Source organism: Streptomyces sp. NPDC086787 (genome assembly GCF_044745865.1).
Taxonomy (GTDB): Bacteria; Actinomycetota; Actinomycetes; order Streptomycetales; family Streptomycetaceae; genus Streptomyces.
Genome location: NZ_JBIVBC010000001.1, coordinates 1,128,405 through 1,147,644 on the forward strand (window position 1 = coordinate 1,128,405; position 19,240 = coordinate 1,147,644).

General features: G+C 70.9%; 19 protein-coding genes and 1 pseudogene. 11 read left to right on the forward strand and 9 right to left on the reverse strand.

What is annotated here, in order from left to right; translation table 11 throughout:
- Positions 1 to 119 precede the first annotated feature (119 nt).
- Positions 120 to 305 carry a hypothetical protein gene (locus ACIPK3_RS05235; RefSeq protein ID WP_402566655.1) on the forward strand — a complete coding sequence of 62 codons (186 nt, stop codon included), beginning with the start codon at positions 120 to 122 and terminating at the stop codon, positions 303 to 305.
- A gap of 83 nt (positions 306 to 388) precedes the next feature.
- Here the strand turns inward: ACIPK3_RS05235 and ACIPK3_RS05240 are convergent, their stop codons facing one another.
- Complete coding sequence (locus ACIPK3_RS05240; RefSeq protein ID WP_402566656.1) at positions 389 to 826, reverse strand: hypothetical protein; 438 nt, start codon at positions 824 to 826, stop codon at positions 389 to 391.
- Positions 827 to 1,029: 203 nt separating this feature from the next.
- Positions 1,030 to 1,692: pseudogene (locus ACIPK3_RS05245) on the reverse strand (ATP-binding protein); the annotation flags it as partial.
- Between the two features lie 174 nt (positions 1,693 to 1,866).
- On the opposite strand from ACIPK3_RS05245, the gene ACIPK3_RS05250 reads away from it, so the two are divergent.
- Both ACIPK3_RS05250 and ACIPK3_RS05255 read left to right on the forward strand, forming a co-directional pair.
- The gene (locus ACIPK3_RS05250) at positions 1,867 to 2,727 is read left to right on the forward strand and encodes a helix-turn-helix domain-containing protein (protein ID WP_402566657.1); all 861 of its coding nucleotides are present in this window, start codon (positions 1,867 to 1,869) and stop codon (positions 2,725 to 2,727) included.
- Positions 2,728 to 2,967 (forward strand): DUF397 domain-containing protein, encoded by a 240-nt coding sequence (locus ACIPK3_RS05255; RefSeq protein ID WP_402566658.1) that lies wholly within the window; start codon positions 2,728 to 2,730, stop codon positions 2,965 to 2,967.
- Between the two features lie 16 nt (positions 2,968 to 2,983).
- Here the strand turns inward: ACIPK3_RS05255 and ACIPK3_RS05260 are convergent, their stop codons facing one another.
- Positions 2,984 to 4,471, reverse strand: a complete 1,488-nt coding sequence (locus ACIPK3_RS05260) for a glutamate synthase subunit beta (protein ID WP_402566659.1) — start codon at positions 4,469 to 4,471, stop codon at positions 2,984 to 2,986.
- A 320-nt stretch (positions 4,472 to 4,791) separates the two neighbouring features.
- Positions 4,792 to 5,487 (reverse strand): DUF2293 domain-containing protein, encoded by a 696-nt coding sequence (locus ACIPK3_RS05265; RefSeq protein WP_402566660.1) that lies wholly within the window; start codon positions 5,485 to 5,487, stop codon positions 4,792 to 4,794.
- Positions 5,488 to 5,569: 82 nt separating this feature from the next.
- Between ACIPK3_RS05265 and ACIPK3_RS05270 the strand changes: the two genes are divergently transcribed.
- A complete protein-coding gene (locus ACIPK3_RS05270) occupies positions 5,570 to 6,202 on the forward strand; it encodes a uridine kinase (RefSeq protein ID WP_402566661.1) in 633 nt (210 codons plus the stop codon).
- 127 nt (positions 6,203 to 6,329) lie between these two features.
- Entirely contained in the window at positions 6,330 to 6,764 is a 435-nt protein-coding gene (locus ACIPK3_RS05275) for a CBS domain-containing protein (RefSeq protein ID WP_402566662.1), read from the forward strand.
- A 28-nt stretch (positions 6,765 to 6,792) separates the two neighbouring features.
- Here ACIPK3_RS05275 and ACIPK3_RS05280 read toward each other — a convergent pair whose 3' ends face one another.
- On the reverse strand, positions 6,793 to 7,920 hold the full coding sequence (locus tag ACIPK3_RS05280) for a magnesium and cobalt transport protein CorA (protein WP_402566663.1): 1,128 nt from the start codon (positions 7,918 to 7,920) through the stop codon (positions 6,793 to 6,795).
- A 178-nt stretch (positions 7,921 to 8,098) separates the two neighbouring features.
- On the opposite strand from ACIPK3_RS05280, the gene ACIPK3_RS05285 reads away from it, so the two are divergent.
- Complete coding sequence (locus ACIPK3_RS05285; protein WP_402566664.1) at positions 8,099 to 8,893, forward strand: methyltransferase; 795 nt, start codon at positions 8,099 to 8,101, stop codon at positions 8,891 to 8,893.
- 191 nt (positions 8,894 to 9,084) lie between these two features.
- Here ACIPK3_RS05285 and ACIPK3_RS05290 read toward each other — a convergent pair whose 3' ends face one another.
- A complete protein-coding gene (locus ACIPK3_RS05290) occupies positions 9,085 to 9,969 on the reverse strand; it encodes a carbohydrate kinase family protein (protein ID WP_402566665.1) in 885 nt (294 codons plus the stop codon).
- Between the two features lie 137 nt (positions 9,970 to 10,106).
- Complete coding sequence (locus ACIPK3_RS05295) at positions 10,107 to 11,015, reverse strand: pseudouridine-5'-phosphate glycosidase (protein ID WP_402566666.1); 909 nt, start codon at positions 11,013 to 11,015, stop codon at positions 10,107 to 10,109.
- Between the two features lie 99 nt (positions 11,016 to 11,114).
- On the opposite strand from ACIPK3_RS05295, the gene ACIPK3_RS05300 reads away from it, so the two are divergent.
- Positions 11,115 to 11,543 carry a VOC family protein gene (locus ACIPK3_RS05300; protein WP_402566667.1) on the forward strand — a complete coding sequence of 143 codons (429 nt, stop codon included), beginning with the start codon at positions 11,115 to 11,117 and terminating at the stop codon, positions 11,541 to 11,543.
- A 43-nt stretch (positions 11,544 to 11,586) separates the two neighbouring features.
- On the opposite strand, the gene ACIPK3_RS05305 is transcribed toward ACIPK3_RS05300, so the two are convergent.
- Both ACIPK3_RS05305 and ACIPK3_RS05310 read right to left on the reverse strand, forming a co-directional pair.
- Positions 11,587 to 12,141, reverse strand: coding sequence for a methylated-DNA--[protein]-cysteine S-methyltransferase (locus ACIPK3_RS05305; protein WP_402566668.1), 555 nt, complete (start codon positions 12,139 to 12,141; stop codon positions 11,587 to 11,589).
- A 49-nt stretch (positions 12,142 to 12,190) separates the two neighbouring features.
- The gene (locus tag ACIPK3_RS05310) at positions 12,191 to 13,063 is read right to left on the reverse strand and encodes a glycerophosphodiester phosphodiesterase (protein ID WP_402566669.1); all 873 of its coding nucleotides are present in this window, start codon (positions 13,061 to 13,063) and stop codon (positions 12,191 to 12,193) included.
- Between the two features lie 281 nt (positions 13,064 to 13,344).
- Between ACIPK3_RS05310 and ACIPK3_RS05315 the strand changes: the two genes are divergently transcribed.
- The 4 genes from ACIPK3_RS05315 to ACIPK3_RS05330 all read left to right on the forward strand — a co-directional run bounded on the left by ACIPK3_RS05315 (position 13,345) and on the right by ACIPK3_RS05330 (position 19,223).
- A complete protein-coding gene (locus tag ACIPK3_RS05315) occupies positions 13,345 to 14,223 on the forward strand; it encodes an MHYT domain-containing protein (protein WP_402566670.1) in 879 nt (292 codons plus the stop codon).
- A gap of 40 nt (positions 14,224 to 14,263) precedes the next feature.
- Entirely contained in the window at positions 14,264 to 16,411 is a 2,148-nt protein-coding gene (gene uvrB / locus ACIPK3_RS05320) for an excinuclease ABC subunit UvrB (protein WP_402566671.1), read from the forward strand.
- Positions 16,412 to 16,572: 161 nt separating this feature from the next.
- Positions 16,573 to 17,151 carry a TerD family protein gene (locus ACIPK3_RS05325; RefSeq protein WP_402566672.1) on the forward strand — a complete coding sequence of 193 codons (579 nt, stop codon included), beginning with the start codon at positions 16,573 to 16,575 and terminating at the stop codon, positions 17,149 to 17,151.
- 59 nt (positions 17,152 to 17,210) lie between these two features.
- Entirely contained in the window at positions 17,211 to 19,223 is a 2,013-nt protein-coding gene (locus tag ACIPK3_RS05330; protein ID WP_402566673.1) for a TerD family protein, read from the forward strand.
- Positions 19,224 to 19,240 lie beyond the last annotated feature (17 nt).

The window sequence follows — 19,240 nt, forward strand, 5'->3', positions numbered from 1 at the left end:
GGACCCGCACCGTCCGCGCCGGGCGGGTGTCAGGTGGGTCTCAGTCATGTCACCGACCGAGGCCATCACGCCCTCCGGAGCGTTAACCCCTACAGGTACGACGCTTTGGGAGGTGCAGGGTGGTGAACGGGCGAACGGTGCTCGAACGCTTTCCCGCCGGCGGGCCGCGAGGCTCCTGGCCCGCGGAGGAGTTCGCTCACGCGCGGCGCCTGGAGGGGCTGGCCGCCGAGGTCGTCATGGACCTCTCCACGGACACCTTCCTGGTGATCGTCCGTGGCGGCGAGGAACTCGTCCGGGGCGCCTGACGGGGCGACAGGGGCGCAGGGGCGCGTGCCCGGTGGGTGACGTTGTCGTGCCCAGGCGCCCACGCGTTCAGGCGCCTACGTGCTCAGGCGCTTATCGGGCGTGACCAGTCCGGGGTGGTGCCCGTCACCCGGCACAGCGCCAAGTACAGCAGGATCGGCGGGGTGTACGGCACCGTGTCGTCCGGCCGGTTGATGAGGCGTGCGGCCTCCGGGATCCGGGCACCGGGCTCGTAGTGGGCGGGGGAGGGCCAGGGCAGGGCGTAGTCGGAGTCGGCCGGGACGATCCACCACCAGTGCGTCTCGTCGGCGTACACGCATCCCACGCGCGGCAACCAGGGCACGATCCGGGCCCCCAGACGGGCGGGCAGCGCCACCGCGTCGCTGCCCAGCGGTGCCGTCATGCCCTCGGGCAGCGACGGATACCCGGGTGCGTCGTCCGAACCCTGCTCGCGTCGCAGACGCACCAAGGTGTTCAGTCCCAGAGCCCTGCCGGCCCCGGAGACACCGCGGCTCACGGCCATTCCGGCCGCATACGGCGGGAAGTGCGGGGCTGGGAGCCGACGTGCTGCGGGGGCGGCGGCTGAGCCCCGGACCACGGGTGGCGCCGTGCTGTCGGCTGGGGCGGGACGTTGTTCGCGGCCCCGGTCCGGTGCGTGGCACCGGTGGGGTGCGACAGGTGGTGTGGAGCGTGACGCGAAGGGTCGGCGTCGTATGCGTCCGCCGGGGTTCCCGCCCGGGTGTCGGTCAGCGCGTGCGCCTGCTCCTGGTGGTCCTCGCCCGAGCTGTTGGGCTGCCCGGACTTGGGCCGGGCCCCCCACCCCAGGTCATTGTGCGGTGCGCGGGGTTCGGGTATGCCCCACGCGGTGTCGGACTGACGCGGCAGCTCTGCCCAGACCAACAGCCCGAGCCCGTGCTCCTGAGCCCCCCACGACCGGCACACGGCGTCGACGAGAAGCAACCCCCTCCCGTGCTCCTCGTCGGGCCGCTGCGGGGACGGGTGGGGCTCGCCGGGCGCACAGCCCTCGTCGCACACGGCTATGCGCACCGTGTCGTCGTGGTCGCGCAGCTCGCACACGACGCGACTGCTCGCGGTGTGCACGATCGCATTGGTGACCAGCTCGGAAATGACCAGAGCCGCCGCGTCGCAGGTGTCCGCGCACACCGACCAGCCGGTCAGCCGGGCCCGCGTCAGGCGTCTCGCCTGGGCGGCAGAACCCGGATGTGCGGCCAGTTCGAACCGGAACTGGCGCACGGCGGCGGCAGCAGCCCCGGCAAGGGCGACTCCCGCGGTCGCGTCGCGACCTGGACGGTCCGCGACGGCGTCTGTTCCTAAGGGTGCTGACGGAATCACGCTTGCCACTATCGCCCCGCCGTGGACACTTGGCAAGTGGCACTCTGAAAAATGCAGAGTGCTGTATGACGCGGTGAAAGGCCGTGACACACTGCTCGCAACAGCACCTCGAGCGGCGCCAGTTGGGATCACCGACGATCCAGCGGATCTTCGAACGGATCTTCGAATGGCGCCGCAGGGCTGTTCAGGATTCGTTCGTGGAGGTGGGACGTGAGCGAACCGCGGTCCGCGCCGACGGTGGGGCAGGTCGTGCTCGGAAGGCGCCTGCTGGACCTGCGGGAACGCGCCGGGCTCAAGCGCGAGGAGGCGGCCCGCGTCCTCCGCGTGGCCCCGGCCACCGTCCGCCGCATGGAGCTGGCCGAGGTCACGTTCAAGATCCCGTACCTCCAACTCCTCCTGAAGGCCTACGGCGTCTCCGACGACGAGGCCGAACTCTTCGTGCAGTTGGCCGACGAGGCCAACAAGCCCGGCTGGTGGCAGCGGTTCCATGACATCCTGCCCAACTGGTTCTCGATGTACGTCAGCCTGGAGGGCGCGGCCTCCCTGATCCGCTCCTACGAGCCGCACTTCGTACCCGGCCTGCTGCAGACCGAGGACTACGCGCGCGGGGTGCTCAGATCGGGAGCCATCGGTCAGACCAGCCCCGAGGACATCGAGCGCCATGTCGCGCTGCGCATACGGCGCCAGGAACTGCTCGACCGCCCCGACGCCCCCCGCTTCTGGGCGGTGATGGACGAGACCGCGCTGCGCCGCACGGTTGGCGGCCCCGAGGTGATGCGGGAGCAGATCGACAAGCTGCTGGAGGCGGCGAAGCTGCCCCACGTGACGCTCCAGATCGCCCCGTTCGCCAACGGGCCGCACCCGGGCACCTACGGGCCCTTCGTGCTGTTCCGATTCGCCGTGCCGGAGCTCCCGGACATGGTGTACAGCGAGTACCTGACCGGCGCCGTCTATCTGGACGCGCGCTCGGAGGTGGCGACTCACCTGGAGGTCATGGACCGAATGGCGGCCCAGGCCGCCACGGCACACCGCACGAAGGAGATCCTCCGGGATCTCCGCAAGGAGCTCTGAATGGACCGGCGCATCTACAACGGCATGCCCGCGAGGGAGTTGGGCAACGAGGGCTGGCACAAGCCGTGGAGCGGCGGTAACGGGGGCAACTGCCTGGAGGCGATGAAGCTGGCCGACGGCCGCATCGCCGTCCGTCAGTCGACCGACCCGGACGGCCCTGCGCTGATCTACACCTCGGACGAGATGTCCGCGTTCATCGAGGGCGCGAAGGCCGGAGAGGCCGACTTCCTGATTCGCTGACCCTCTGCCCTTTCGCTCATACGGCCATCGGGCGGTCGTACGGCGATATCGGGGACGGCAGTCGTGAGCTGCCGGTCAGATAGCGGTCGACGGCGGCCGCCACGGCTCGCCCTTCCGCGATCGCCCAGACGATCAGCGACTGTCCGCGCGCGGCGTCCCCGGCGGCGAACACCCCGGGCACGTTGGTCGTGAACTCACGATCCCGGGTGATCGTGCCGCGTGGCTCCATCGCCAGCCCCAGCTGGTCGATGAGCCCGTCTCCCCGGTCGGGCCCGGAGAAGCCGAGGGCGAGCAGCACCAGGTCGGCCGGAAGCGTCCGCCCGGTACCCGGCACGGGCTGCCGCCGCGCGTCCACCTCGACCAGGTGCAGCGACCGCACATGTCCGCTCGCGTCCCCGGTGAAGTGGAGCGTCGACGCCGCGAAGAGCCGTGCGTCGGCGTCCGCCGCCGGTGCCGTCTCCAGGTCACGCGCCTCCTCGTGCGCGGCAGACAGACGGTAGATCTTCGGATACGTCGGCCAGGGCTCCGTGTCGTCGTCCCGCTCGACGCCGGGCAGGGCGTAGATGTCCAGCTGGGACACTGACGCGGCGCCCTCCCGTACCGCGGTGCCCAGGCAGTCCGCTCCGGTGTCGCCACCGCCCACGATGACGACGTGCTTGCCGGCTGCAGACATCGGCGAGACCTCCAGATCACCCTGGCACACCCGGTCGGCCAGGGGCAGATACTCCATCGCCTGGTGTATTCCGGTCAGCTCGCGGCCGGGCACGGTCAGTTCGCGCCACGCGGTGGCACCCGTGGCGATGACGACGGCGTCGTACCGCGCCCGCAGACCGTCCGCCCTGATGTCCCGCCCGACCACCGTCGACGTACGGAACTTGGTGCCCTCCGCGCGCATCTGCTCCAGTCGCCGGTCCAGGTGCCGTTTCTCCATCTTGAACGCGGGGATGCCGTACCGCATGAGCCCGCCCGGCCGGTCGTCCCTCTCGTACACGGCGACCGTGTGCCCGGCCCGGGTCAACTGCTGGGCCGCGGCCAGTCCCGTCGGCCCCGACCCGATCACGGCGACCGTCCGCCCCGACAGCCGGTCCGGGGGCCGGGGTGGCGCGAAACCCTCCTCCCACGCCCGGTCGGCGATCGCGCACTCGACGTTCTTGATGGTGACGGCCGGCTGGTTGATCGCCAGTACACAACCCGCCTCGCACGGCGCCGGACACAGCCGCCCGGTGAACTCCGGGAAGTTGTTCGTCGCGTGCAGCCTCTCCGCTGCCGCCCGCCAGTCCTCGCGGCTGACCAGGTCGTTCCACTCCGGGATCAGGTTGCCGAGCGGACAGGCGTCGTGGCAGAAGGGGACACCGCAGTCCATGCAGCGGTCGGCCTGCTTGCTGATGATCGGCAGCAGCGCCCCGGGGACATAGACCTCGTCCCAGTCCCGGACCCGCTCCTCGACGGGCCGACGCGGCCACTCCTGGCGCGGCGTGGTCATGAAACCCTTGGGATCGGCCATGGTCGTCTTCCTTGCGTACGCGTACGACGGGCCCGTGCGGCATCGTGGCGCACCCTTTCGGCCACGATACGTCCCTCCGGCGACCCCCGCAGGGCGATGGGCAGCGCTTTCCGCGGCAGCCCTGACCAGGCCCTGACCAGGCGGGGAACGGGCCCTCGGGGTGGGGGGGCAGCCGCACCCCGGCGAGAGCCCTCGCCCAGGCGGGTAGCGCCGCCGTCTGGGCAGCGGCACCCGGGGGCGGTGTCGACGTGTGGACTTCAGTGGCCGTAGGGCTCGGCCGTTTGTGGACCTCAGCGGCCTCGGCTCGCCGGCCAGGGCCCTCAGCCCACCTCCGCCGTGCTCCGACGCCATCCCCGCAGCACCGCCTCCGCCCCCGCCGCGATCCGCCGCCGCGCCTCGTACCGGCTGACCCCGCTCATCAGCAGCTGGTCGTACGGCGTGTCCAGGTGCCGGACGGAGGCCACGACCGCTGAGGTCACCGCGCTCTCGGTCAGTGCCCGCCCCGCGGCGCTCCGTCCGACCCGGCCACTGCCCCGTACCGACGTGTGCCCGGCGATCACGCGTGCCCGGTCCGCCGGGCACCCGGGAAACAGCCGCAGGATCTCGGCCGCGAACGCCTCCGCGAAGCACACGTCCTCCACGGCCCGGCGGTGCGCGTCCCGCGCCCGGCGTCGGCGGCGAGCCTCCGCGTCGGCCAGACACCGCACCTCGGCCCGTGCCAGGGCCGCCTCCTCGACCAGAACTCCCTGCCGCTCGTACCGCCCCTTGCGCCGGTTGAAGCGCACCACCACCGCCGACAGCGCGCTCTCCTCCCGCGACCTCCGGGTCAGCGCCGTGCCGCCGCGCGGCAGGAACACCAGATGGCCGAGATCCACGCAGTCGAGGCAGCGCGGCACACCGTTCTCCAGGGCGAGCAGCGACAGAGGCCCACGGCGGCAGGCTGCGCACCGCTTGCGCCGGAGCGGCTGCACAACGAGAAGTCCACTGCGGAAAGGGGGAGTTGCCAAGCCGGCCATACTCGTTTCCTTCCCCACTCGTCCCGGCCTCTCCCGCGGACCGCCGTCGGACCGGCTCCGGGGGCGCGCCATGATGGCGGCTGTGCGACTCGAAGCGATCACCTGGGACAGGCTCGGCGAACTGCTCGCCGGACGTTTGCTGGACCTGAGACCCGCCGACGGCAGTCCCTGGCCGAGGATCGCCTTCGACGGCGCCCCCGCGGCCCGACCCGGTGACCTCGCACGGCGGGTCGCGGAGGAACTGCGCGTGCGCGGTCGCCCCTCGCTCGTCGTGGGTACCGAGGACTTCCTTCGTCCGGCCTCGCTCCGGCTGGAGCACGGCCGCCGGGACGTCGAGTCGTACTACGGCGGCTGGTACGACACCGCCGCCCTGTGGCGTGAGGTCTTCGGCCCGCTCGAACCCGGCGGGGACGGCCGAGTCCTGCCCGACCTGTGGGACCCGGTCACCGACCGCGCCACGCGCAGCGCCTACGTCCAACTCCCGCCCGGCGGGTTCCTGCTGCTCCACGGCCCTCTCCTCCTTCACCACTGGTTTCCGTTCGACCTGAGCGTTCACGTCCTCCTCTCGCCGGGAGCCCTGCGCCGCCGCACACCCGAGGCGGACCACTGGACGCTGCCCGCCTTCGAGCGGTACACCGACGAGACCGGCCCCGCCACGACTGCCGACGTCCTGGTGCGCGCCGACGATCCGCGCCACCCGGCGTGGAACGGCTGATCCAAAACCCTCCGTGGGACGCCCGCCCTGAGGTGCGGTGATGGGGCCGGGGGCGGGACAATGAGAGGCGCCGGAGCAGCGGTGCGTCCCGCGCCGCGCCGGCCGATCCGGCATCGGGAGGTACCCCATGACCACCGCCGGCGACATCATGCACCGTGGCGTTCAGTGGATCCCCGCCCACGAGACCCTTGACCGCGCCGCCCAGTTGATGCGCGAGCTGGGCGTCGGAGCGCTGCCCATCAGTGACCGTGACGAACGCCTCTGCGGCATCCTCACCGACCGGGACATAGTCGTCGGCTGCGTGGCCATGGGGCACGACCCGGCCGAGATCACCGCCGGGGAGATGGCCCAGGGCACGCCCCGCTGGATCGAGTCGAGCGCCGACGTGGGCGAAGTGCTCCACGAGATGAGGGAACACCGGATCCGCCGGCTTCCCGTCATCGAGAACAAGCGCCTGGTCGGCATGATCAGCGAGGCCGATCTGGCCCAGCACCTGAGCGACGACCAGATCGCCGCCTTCACCGAGAGCGTCTACGCCAGGACCGCGCCATCACCGCACTGACCGTCACCGCTCTGACCGCGACGAGCCGTCAGAGCCAGCCGTTGCGCCTGAAGCCCCGGTACAGCGCCAGGCAGGCCAGTGATATCACGCCGATGACCAGCGGATAGCCGAACCGCCAGTGCAGCTCCGGCATGTGATCGAAGTTCATGCCGTAGACCCCGCACACCATCGTCGGCACGGCGATCACCGCGGCCCAGGCCGTGATCTTGCGCATGTCCTCGTTCTGCGCGACCGTCACCTGCGCCAGGTGTGCCTGGAGTATGGAGTTGAGCAGTTCGTCGAAGGAGGCGATCTGCTCCTTGACCCGCATCAGATGGTCCAGTACGTCCCTGAAGTAGGCCTGTATCTCCGGCGCGATCACCCTTATCGGCCGTGTGGCGAGATCCTCGACCGGGCGGGCGAGTGGCACCACGGCCCGCTTCAGCTCCAGGAGTTCACGCTTGAGCTGGTAGATGCGCCCAGGGTCGGTTCGTGCGCCGTTCTCCGCGAACACGGCGGTCTCGACCAGGTCGATGTCGGCCTGCACCGAGTCCGTGACGGTCAGATAATCGTCGACCACATGGTCCGCGATCGCGTGCAGAACCGCCGCCGGCCCCTTCGCGAGCTGATTGGGGTCCGACTCCAGCTCCTCGCGCAACGGCCCGAGCGAGCCGTGCCGACCGTGCCGCACCGTGATCACGAAGTCCCGGCCGACGAACACCATGATCTCGCCGGTGTCCACCACCTCGCTGGTCGCCGTGAGCTGTTCGTGCTCGACGTAGCAGACCGTCTTGAACACCGCGAACAGCGTCTCTCCGTACCGCTCCAGCTTCGGGCGCTGATGGGCCTCGACCGCGTCCTCGACCGCCAGCGGGTGCAGGTCGAACAACTCGGCGATACCCGCGAACTCGCCGTCCGTCGGTTCGTGCAGCCCCAGCCAGACGAAGCCGGCACCGTGCTTGCGCACCCGCTCCACGGCGTCCACCAGATCGCCGCCCACGGGGACCCGCACCCCGTCCCGGTACGTCACGCACTTGACCACCGACGAGCCGAGCGGTGACCGGGCAGGATGGCTCAGGTCCACCCGCGGCCGCCGCCGGGCCAGCCGCGCCACTCTGCGCAGGCCGCTGACCCTGCCAAGGTCCCGGACCTTCCGCAGATTTCCTGCCATGGACATCTGGCTCTCCTTGCGTGGCTCTCCTCGCGCCGTGCTGCCGCGCTTGCCGAAAGTCTGCCAGTTCGTCGCGAAGCGCGGGGAAGCCTGTGGGAACAGATGATTCCGCTTTGTTCCCGGCTGTGGACAAGTCGGAGCGTCAACCGTCCCCGACGGGCAGGGCAACTGGGATGATCGCGCCATGACGCGAACCGACGGATATCTCCTCGACAACCGGCAGACCGAGGCAGGCCGGCGCTTCGAGGCCTTCGCCACCCTCTTCGACCCCGTCACCTTCCGGCACTTCGAAGACCTCGGTGTGGGTCCCGGCTGGCGCTGCTGGGAGGTCGGCGCCGGAGGCACCTCCGTGGTGTCCTGGCTGGCCAAGAAGGTCGGCCCGACCGGCAAGGTCATCGCGACCGACATCGACACCACGCTGCTCGACGAGGCCGACCGCCCGCCGGTCGAGGTACGCGCCCACGACGTCGGCGCCGAGGAGCCCCCCGGGGAGGGCTTCGACCTCGTGCACGCACGGCTCGTCCTCGTCCATGTCCCCGACCGTGACAAGGCGCTGCGGTCCATGGCCAAGGCGCTGCGGCCCGGTGGGCGGCTCCTCGTCGAGGACGGCGACCCGGCCCTTCAGCCGCTGTTGTGCCCCGACGAGTACGGCCCCGAGCAGCAGCTCGCCAACCGGCTGAGGCACGGATTCCGCAAGCTGCTCGCGGGTCGCGGCGCCGACCTGGCCTACGGCCGCAAACTCCCGCGCCTGCTGCGCGAGGCCGGGCTGCTCCGGGTGGAGGCCGACGCCTACTTCCCTGTCACCTCGCAGGCCTGCGCCGATCTGGAGTCCGCCACCGTGCGGCAGATCCGTGAACAACTCGTCACCGCGGGTCTGGCGACCGACGAGGAGATCGACCAGCACCTGGCCAACATCGCCGCCGGCGGCATGGATCTGGCGACGGCCCCGATGATCTCTGCTTGGGGGCGCAAGGCGTGAGCGACCGGCGTGAGCCGACAGCCGCTCACGCCACCAGGACGCCGCGTCGACCGGACGCCGGAGACCTGAGGCCAGCCGGGCATCCGGGCTCAGCCGGGCGCTAGAGGCCGGGCACCGGGGGCGACCGTGCATGGGGCCAGCCGGGCACCGGGGTGACCGTGCATGGGGTGAGTCGGGCACCGAGCGCGAGGTCAGCCAGGCACCGGAGGTCTGCCGCCCACCTCCCGCACCGCCCGCGCCCCTGCCCGGCACCCTGCCGCCGCGGCGACCTCGGGCTCCGCACCCGCCACCAGAGAGGCGAGGAACGCGCCGGTGAACGCGTCTCCGGCACCCGTGGTGTCCCGGGGCGTCACCGGTTCCGCGGGAACACGCGCGAGCACGGCGCCGGACCGGGCCACCAGCGCCCCCTCCGCGCCAAGCTTCGCCACCACCAACGGGATGTGCCGACTGAGCTCCGCCGCCGCGTCCGCCGGATCGGACCGTCCCGTCAGCAGACAAGCCTCGTCACGGCTGGGCAGCAGCACGTCCAGGCCCGCCGCGAGTTCCAGGAAACGATCCGCCTCCAGCTCCCGCAGGAAGCCCGCCGACGCGGGATCCAGACTCACCGGCACGCCCCGCGCGCGGGCCGCGCCGAGAGCCGCCGCCACGAAAGCCCTGCTTGATCCGGAGAACAGGAGATAACCGGACAGATGCAGTCGTGCAACGCCGTCGAGCAGCGTGTCCGACCAGTCCGCGGCTTCGAGCCGCAGCGACGCGCCGCTGTCCGTGAGAAACGTACGCTCGGCCGAGGCACCCGCGTCGACCAGACAGATGACCGTTCCTGTCGCGGCCCGCGGGTCCACCACCAGCCGCGGCCGCACCCCGGCCGCGACCAGCTCCCGTTCGTGCCAGGCCGCCGCGTCCGCTCCCACCCGGCCGAGCAGCCGTACGTCCGCGCAGCCCGTGTGGGCGGCCCAGCAGGCCACGTTGGCGCCTGCGCCACCGGGTAGCGTGCGGATCACGGCAGCCGTGTCGGTACCCGCCGCGAGCGGCCCATGGTGCCGGGCGACGACATCGGTGACCACGTCTCCGGCCACCAGCAGTGCCCCCCTCCGGCGCGGGCTCCCGCTACGCGCCGACGCACCCCGGTCGACCGCCGACTCCGCCCGGGCGCTTTCCGCTGCCTCCTCCGTCCCGTCCGTCCCGTGTCCGCCCGCCGTGCCCCGGCCCGCCGTCACCCGCGGGCCCAGGCCGCCGCGATCCGCGCCGCCAACCGCACATTGCCGCGCACCGCCGCCAGGTTGGCACGCAGCGAGGCCCCGTCCGTGTGCCGCACCAGGTGATCGAGCAGGAACGGAGTGACGGCCTGCCCGGAGATCCCCTCCGCGTCGCACGCCCGCAACGCGTCAGCGAGTACGCGCGCGTGCAGCGCGGGATCGAGCTGCTCCTCCTCGGGGACGGGATTCGCGACGATCAGCGCCGACTCCGGCACTCCCAGCGCGTCCTGCGCCCGCATGACCCCCGCCACCTCGTCCGGCGTGCCGAGCGTCCAGTCGACCGGGTGCCCGGAGTCGGACAGGTAGAAGCCGGGGAAACGATCCGTGCCGTACCCGGCGACGGCGACGCCCAACGTCTCCAGTCGCTGCAGCGTGGCCGGCACGTCCAGGATCGACTTCACCCCCGCGCACACCACCGTGATCCGTGTGCGCGCCAGCAGCCCGAGGTCGGCGGACTCGTCCTGCGTCACCGTCCACTGCCGGTGCACACCGCCCAGCCCGCCCGTCGCGAACACCCGGACACCCGCCAGCGCCGCGAGCAACGCGGTCGCCGACACCGTGGTCGCTCCGCTGGCTCCCGCCGACACGGCGAGCGGCAGGTCGCGATGGCCCAGCTTGCGGATCCCGTCCTCGTTGGCGACCCGCTCCAACTGCCGCTTGTCCAGGCCGACACACGGCCGCCCGTCCAGCACGGCGATGGTCGCGGGCACGGCGCCCTCGCCCCGGACCACCTCCTCCAGTTCCAGGGCCACCTGGAGATTGCGCGGGCGCGGCAGCCCATGCGCGATGATCGTGGACTCCAGGGCCACCACGGGGCGGCGCGCATCGATCGCCTCCCGCACTTCTTCTGATACCACCAGCACCACGCGACTGCCTCCTGTCGGTCGGTTCTCCCTGATGTCTGGCGGGCCGCGTACCCCGATAAACGCTTGTGCCCTGTGGCCGACGCCACCAGCCTGGACGGCATGACGAACGAATCGGCACGCCTTGACCATGTTGTTCTCTGGGTGAGCGATCCCGCCGCCTCGGCCGACTTCTACGCGAAGGCGGTCGGTCTGGAACCCCTACGGGTCGCCGAGTTCACAGAAGGGAAGACGTCGTTCCCGTCCGTGCGGGTCAACGAGGAGACCATCCTCGACCTGGCACCGCTCACCATCGCCGAGCACATGCGGATGCTTCCGGACTCCGCCGGCAGCGCCGGCCACGCCGTCAACCACATCTGTCTGTCCCTGTCGTCCGACGACTTCGACGCGCTGCGCGGCCGCCTCCAGGAGCACGGTGTCGCGGTGTCCGAGATCGCCCACGACCTGTACGGAGCCCGTGGAGAGGCTCCGCGCAGCTTCTACTTCCGCGACCCCGACGGCAATGTCTTCGAGGCCCGGCACTACGCCTAGGGCGGCACTACGCCCAGACCGGCCGGACGGCTGGCCCGAGCCGTCAGAACAGCGGCTCGGGCAGGACACCCTCCAGGGCGAGCAGACTCCGCTTGGCCTCCAGCCCGCCCCCGAAGCCGCCGATGCCGCCGTCGCTCTCCACGACCCGGTGGCACGGCACGACGACCGGCAACGGGTTGGCACCCATCGCCGCGCCCACCGCCTGCGCCGCGCCCGGCTGTCCGACCCGCCCGGCCAGATCGCCGTATCCGACGACCTTGCCGTACGGCACCCCGGACGCCAGCTCGCGCAGCACCTGCCGGTTGAATCCGGCGACCAGTGACCAGTCCAGGGGCAGCTCGAAGCCGTGCCGCTCGCCCGCGAAATACGCCTCGATCTGGCATATCGCCTCGGACAGCAGCGGTGAACCGGGTGCCTCGACGGGTTCGGCGCCCAGCCGGGACGCCAGTCGCTCCAGGGCCCGGTCGCGCACCGCGTCGGTGGCGTGGAACACGACGTTGACCAGGCCTTCGCGGGTCGCCGCGAGGAACAGCGGACCGATGCCGGTGTCCACGACGGTCCACACGACCTGCTGTTCGTACTGCCCAGGGCTGTCCATGCGCCCACGGTACGACCCGCCACTGACATCGATCCGCATAGGCGGGGTCTCAGTTCCCGCCCAGAGCGGCGCGCACCACCTCCGGCCTGTTCGTGATGACGCCGTCGACGCCGTACCGGGCCACGGTGCGCGCGGTGGCCGCGTCGTCCACGGTCCAGGCGTACACCCCCATCCGCCTGCCGTGCGGCCCGTTGAGCGCGTGCACGGCGGCGACGTAGGTCGCCGAGATGGACGCGTGCGACGGATTGACCAGATCGGCGAAGCCCGCGTACCGGTGCAGATCGACTACTGACGGTGTGCCGAGGAACCCGGTCGTCAGGGCGGGCTTCAGGTCGTGGACGGTCCGCACGCTGTCCGCGCTGAAGCTCTGCACGATCAGCCGGCCCAGATGCCTCTGGTCCAGCCAGCCCTCGTTGCTGAGGACCTTGAGCGTCTGCCGCTCGATGCCCGGATAGAGTTCGGGGTTCTTGATCTCCAGGAGCAGCTTCTCGTGGTCGTGCTCGACCCGGCGCATGTACTGCGTCAGCGTCGGCACACGCGTGCCCGCGTAGGCGCGGCCGAACCAGCTGCCCGCGTCCAGACGGGCGATCTCGGCGGCGGTGAAGTCCTTCACCTTCCAGGGGGAGCGGTTCGGGAAGACCTGTTCGACGTTCGTGGTGCGCCGCAGGCTGTCGTCGTGAATGACGACGAGTTCGCCGTCCTTCGTGCGCTGGACATCGTTCTCGACCCAGGAGAACCCCAGCCGGGCGGCTTCGTCGATGGCGGGCAGTGTGTTTTCCGGGGCATGAGCGGAAGCACCCCGGTGGGCCACCACTCTCGGCTGCCCGCCGACGACGCCCGCGCGGGCGTGCGGGGTGGGGATCAGCAGCGTGGCCGTCCCCAGAAGCGCGGTGGTCGTGGCGGCAACTACGCGCGCGTGCATGCGTACTCCTCGTGTCGGGCGAATGCGGACAGCACCAGAGTGACAGCAGAGAGTCGAGAACGGGCGTGCACGCGATGGCCACGGAATGAATGGAGTTGTCCAAGTCCGCACACTGATGCCGCACAACTGAGGCAGGGACGTGTTTCTTTGCCGGAAAAATCGTTCGACCATTCCGGTGGGGGTCATACTCGTCTGCGTCAACCTTGACCGCTCGAAGCGGTCCTGGGACGGGGGGTCAGTTTCAGGTATTCCGGGACGCAAAGGGTGAAGGGCAGCCACGCATGCGAGGCACGGTCGACGGATTCAGCTACGGGCTCGTCACCCCGTTGGTGGCCTACCTGATGGCGTGCCTCGGCGGAGCCCTCGGCCTGCGCTGTACCACCAGGTCCATGCTGGTGACCCACTCCTGGCGGCCCGCCTGGCTCGCCCTCGGGTCCGTCGCGATCGGCTCCGGCATATGGACCATGCACTTCATCGCCATGATGGGCTTCACGGTCGAGCAGACACCCGTTCACTACGACAAACCCATGACGTACGAGAGCCTGGGCCTGGCCATCGTCATGGTGGGTGCCGGGATCTTCATAGTCGGCTACCGCGGTGCCACCGGGGCGGCACTGTTCACCGGCGGCACGGTCACCGGTCTGGGCATCGCCTCGATGCACTACCTCGGAATGGCGGGCATGCGCCTCAACGGGAGGCTGCAATACAACACCCTCACCGTCGCCGCCTCGGTCGTCATAGCGGTCGTGGCCGCGACCGCCGCCCTGTGGGCCGCGGGCCGGGTGAGGGGCTTCCGAGGGAGCGTCGGCGCGAGCCTCGTCATGGGACTCGCCGTCAGCGGCATGCACTACACCGGCATGGCCGCCCTCAGCGTCCACCTGCACGGCACCGAGCCGACCACCGTCGGAGACTCGCCCGCCTCCCTGCTCGGCCCGATGCTGATCGGCCCCCTCGCCTTCCTCCTCCTCGCGGGAGTCGTCGTGCTGCTCGACCCGCTGCTGGTCACGGGCCGCCCCGAGCAGACCCGCCCGGAGCACAGGCCCGGCATTCCGGCCGACGCCGTCACCCACCACCCGGCCCGCCGCCCGCGCCCGCGGATCGGTGGACAGCCGGCCCGGACACAGGAGCACAGCCGCTTGCGCACCCCGCAAAACCGCTGATCGGGGCCCGTTGTCAGTGCGGGGTCGTACGGTGGATGACATGCGGCCCGTTTCCAAGATCGAACGCACGGTGGCGCCCATCGAGGTCGTCAGCCACTATCAGCCCAGCGGTGACCAGCCGGCGGCCATCGCCGAGCTGGCCAGGCGCGTCGAGGCCGGCGAGAAGGACGTCGTACTGCTCGGCGCGACCGGTACCGGCAAGTCCGCCACCACCGCGTGGATGATCGAGAAGCTCCAGCGCCCCACCCTCGTGATGGCGCCGAACAAAACGCTGGCCGCCCAGCTGGCCAACGAGTTCCGCGAACTGCTCCCGAACAACGCCGTCGAGTACTTCGTCTCGTACTACGACTACTACCAGCCCGAGGCCTACGTCCCGCAGTCGGACACCTACATCGAGAAGGACTCCTCGATCAACGAGGAGGTCGAGCGGCTGCGCCACTCCGCGACCAACTCCCTGCTCACCCGCCGTGACGTCGTCGTGGTCGCCTCGGTGTCCTGCATCTACGGCCTCGGCACCCCGCAGGAGTACGTGGACCGCATGGTCCCTCTCAAGGTCGGCGAGGAGTTCGACCGCGACGAGCTGCTGCGCCGTTTCGTGGACATCCAGTACACCCGCAACGACATGGCGTTCACCCGCGGCACCTTCCGCGTCCGCGGGGACACCATCGAGATCTTCCCGGTGTACGAGGAGCTGGCAGTCCGTATCGAGATGTTCGGCGACGAGATCGAGGCGCTGTCCACCCTGCATCCGCTCACCGGCGAGATCGTCAGCGACGACCAGCAGCTCTACGTGTTCCCGGCTTCCCACTACGTCGCCGGCCCGGAGCGCATGGAGCGCGCGGTCAACGACATCGAGAAGGAGCTCGGGGAGCGGCTCGCCGAGCTGGAGAAGCAGGGCAAGCTGCTGGAGGCCCAGCGTCTGCGCATGCGGACCACGTACGACATCGAGATGCTCCGCCAGATCGGCTCCTGCTCCGGCGTGGAGAACTACTCGATGCACTTCGACGGCCGCGCGCCCGGTTCCCCGCCCAACACCCTGCTCGACTACTTCCCCGAGGACTTCCTGCTCGTCATCGACGAGTCGCATGTCACCGTGCCGCAGATCGGCGCCATGTACGAGGGCGACGCCTCCCGCAAGCGCACCCTGGTCGACCACGGCTTCCGGCTGCCCTCCGCCCTGGACAACCGCCCCCTGAAGTGGGAGGAGTTCCAGAAACGGATCGGCCAGGCCGTGTACCTGTCGGCCACTCCCGGCACCTATGAGCTGTCCCGCGGGGACGGTGTCGTCGAGCAGATCATCCGCCCCACCGGCCTCGTCGACCCGGAGGTCGTCGTCAAGCCCACCGAGGGCCAGATCGACGACCTGGTGCACGAGATCCGCAAGCGCACCGAGAAGGACGAGCGCGTCCTGGTCACCACGCTCACCAAGAAGATGGCGGAGGACCTCACCGACTACTTCCTGGAACTCGGCATCCAGGTCCGCTATCTGCACAGCGACGTCGACACCCTGCGCCGCGTCGAGCTGCTGCGCGAACTGCGCGCCGGCGAGTTCGACGTGCTGGTCGGCATCAACCTGCTCCGTGAGGGCCTCGACCTGCCCGAGGTGTCCCTGGTGGCGATCCTGGACGCCGACAAGGAGGGCTTCCTGCGTTCCGGCACCTCGCTGATCCAGACCATCGGCCGCGCGGCGCGCAATGTCTCCGGCGAGGTCCACATGTACGCCGACAAGATCACCCCGGCGATGGAGCGGGCCATCGAGGAGACCAACCGCCGTCGCGAGAAGCAGGTCGCCTACAACAAGGCCAACGGCGTCGACCCGCAGCCGCTCCGGAAGAAGATCAACGACATCGTGGCGCAGATCGCCCGCGAGGAGGTCGACACCGAGCAACTGCTCGGCTCCGGCTACCGCAAGCCGAAGGACGGCAAGGGCGCCAAGGCTCCCGTCCCGTCGCTCGGCGGCAAGGCGGCCAAGGGTGCGAAGGCTGCCAAACCGGCCAAGGGCAAGGCCAAGGACACCGTGCCGACGGACCGTCCCGCCGCCGAACTCGCCGGGCAGATCGAGGAGATGACGGAGCGGATGCGTGCCGCCGCGGCAGACCTGCAGTTCGAGATCGCGGCCCGGCTGCGTGACGAGGTCGCCGAGATGAAGAAGGAACTGCGCCAGATGCGCGAGGCGGGACTGACCTGACCCCGCGTCCGGCCTCCGTCGCCATGCGAGTGCCACGGGGGAGTGTTGCAAGACCGACACAAACCGGGTCCCTGGGTTCGATGACACCGGTGCCCGTGCGTAGGGTTCTGATCAACCGCGGGTTCCGCGGCAGCAGGGGAAATCCGAGAGGGGAAGCAGCCGTGACCGTCAACATGACCAAGGGTCAGGCCATCAGCCTGGAGAAGAAGGACGGAGGCACCCTGACCGCGGTCCGTATGGGTCTCGGCTGGCAGGCGGCGCCCCGGCGAGGCCTCTTCGGCTCCCGCACCCGGGAGATCGACCTGGACGCCTCGGCGGTGCTCTTCGCGGGGCAGCAGCCGGTCGACGTCGTCTTCTTCCGCCACCTGGTGAGCGACGACGGCTCCGTGCGGCACACCGGCGACAACCTCGTCGGCGGCGTGGGGCAGGGCGGTGACGACGAGGCCGTCCTCGTCGACCTGGCGCGGGTCCCGGTTCACATCGACCAGATCGTCTTCACCGTGAACTCCTTCACGGGACAGACCTTCCAGGAGGTGCAGAACGCGTTCTGCCGTCTGGTCGACGAGACCAACGGCCAGGAGCTCGCCCGTTACACCCTGGCCGGCGGTGGCGCCTACACCGCCCAGATCATGGCGAAGGTGCACCGGTCCGGCGCGGGCTGGACGATGACCGCTCTGGGCACCCCGGCCAACGGCCGCACCTTCCAGGACCTGATGCCGGCGATCCTGCCGCACCTGTAGGGCCACCGGGACGACCCGGCGAGCGGCGCACGACAACACGACACAGGGGGACGAAGGCGATGACCGCCGAACTGGTGCGGGGGCAGAACCACCCGCTCTCCCAGGTCCGGCTGGAGATCCGGGTCTCGGCTGCCGCGCCGGTCGTGGCGGCTGCCGCGCTCGCCGACGAGAGCGGCACGTCACGCGGCACCGATTGGGTGGCCCACCCGGGTGCACCCGCGCTCCCCGGTCTCGAGGTCTCCAGGCAGGCGGCGGCCGACCACCGCCTTGCGGTGGATCTGGCCGCCATGCCGGAGGCCGTGCACCGTGTCAGTGTGCTGCTCGCCCTTCCGTCGGGTGCGGGCGGCCCGGCCCGCTTCGGCGCCGTCGCCGCCCCATCCGTGACGGTCACCGGCCTCGACGGCACCGGGATCGCACGCTTCGTCCTCACCGGTCTGGACTCCGAGTCGGCCGTCGTGGCCCTGGAGCTTTACCGCAGACAGGGCGTGTGGAAGGTGCGTGCCGTCGGCCAGGGTTACGTCGGCGGCCTCGCCGCGCTCTTCGGGGACCAGGGGCTGGCGCAGGCAGCCGAACTCGCGGGCAGCATCCAGGAAGCGGTAACCCAGGGTCTGTCCCGTTCGATAGCGGCGCCCGCGCCACGTGCGGCGGACGGCGACCGGTCCCGCCGGACGGCTCCCTCCGCGCCCGGCCCCGAACAGACCGGCACGGCACCGCACAACGGCCCGGGCGCCGTACCACCGCGTCCCGCCCCGCCGTACGGCGCACCGGGACCTTACGACGGCCAGGCCACGAGTGAACCGCCGCACACCGTCCAGCCCGACAGCACCACCCCCGGGCCGTCCGCGCCCGCCGACGGCCGGATCGACTACACCCACCCGAGCCGGGGTCACGCCGCGCCACCCCCGCCCCCGCCGCAGGCACCACCAGCTCCGCCCGGCGAGTTCGCTCCGCCCGTCGCGGGCGACGCGGCCGGCTGGTCCATGGAGGAGCGGCTCTACAACCAGGCCTGGGGCATGTTCGAGGACCTGGCCCGCACCACGGCCGCGTACCGCAGCGCGGTCGACTTCGCCGAGTCCCGCATGGAAAAGGAGATCGACCAGGTCCTGTCCGATCCGCGCAACCGGCTCGGCGCCGCGGGCGACACGGCGCGCGAGGCGGCCACGGCCCGGCGGACCGAGCTCGTCGATCAGGCCAGGGCGGTGTTCAAGCGCGACCTGGCCCAGCTCACCGCCGAGTCCGACGTGGTCGAACTCGCGCTCCCGCCCGCTTACGCCCGCTGGGACAACCCCGTCTGGCACGGCTACCAGGTACCGGCCGAGCCTCCGATGGCCCTGCGTCTGGGTGACCTGCATCTACCCGAGAGCGAGGCGCTCCGCGTTCCGATGCTGGTCCGGCTGCCCCTGGAGCGGGGCCTGTGGATCGACAGCGGTTCTGCGGCCTCCGACGGCTCCTTCCTCGACCCGGTTCAGTTGCGGCATCTCGCAATGGAGATGGCGGTGGCGCTTGCCGTGCGGCTGCTCGCGGTTCATCCCGTGGGCGACTTCGGCGTGCAGGTTGTCGACCCGGCGGGCGCGGGTGCCCACGCGCTCGGACCGCTGGTGCGCAGTGGTGTGCCGGGGGCTGTTCCAGCGACCGGCGCCGGGGGAGTGGCGGACGTCCTGGGGCGGCTCACCGAACGGGTCGACCTGCTGCAGATGGCACTGCGCGGCGGTGCGGCCGGGGCCCTGCCGCCCGGTCTCGACACGGCTCAGCAACTGCTGATCGTCAACGACTTCCCGCACGGCTTCGACGACAGGGCCGTGACCCGACTGCGCTACATCGCCGACGAGGGGCCGGCCGTAGGCGTCCATCTGCTGGTGGTCGCCGATCGCGCGGACGCCGCCGCTTACGGCCCGTTGCTGGACCCGCTGTGGCGTTCGCTCATGCGACTCACCCCGGTCCCCGACGACCACCTTGCCGACCCCTGGGTCGGTCACGCCTGGACATATGAGCCGTCTCTCGCTCCGCCCGGGAGTGAAGTGCTCCAGCAGGTGCTCGCGCGGGTCGCGGCAGCTCGCCCCAAGGGAACGTAAAGAGCCCTGACCTGGGA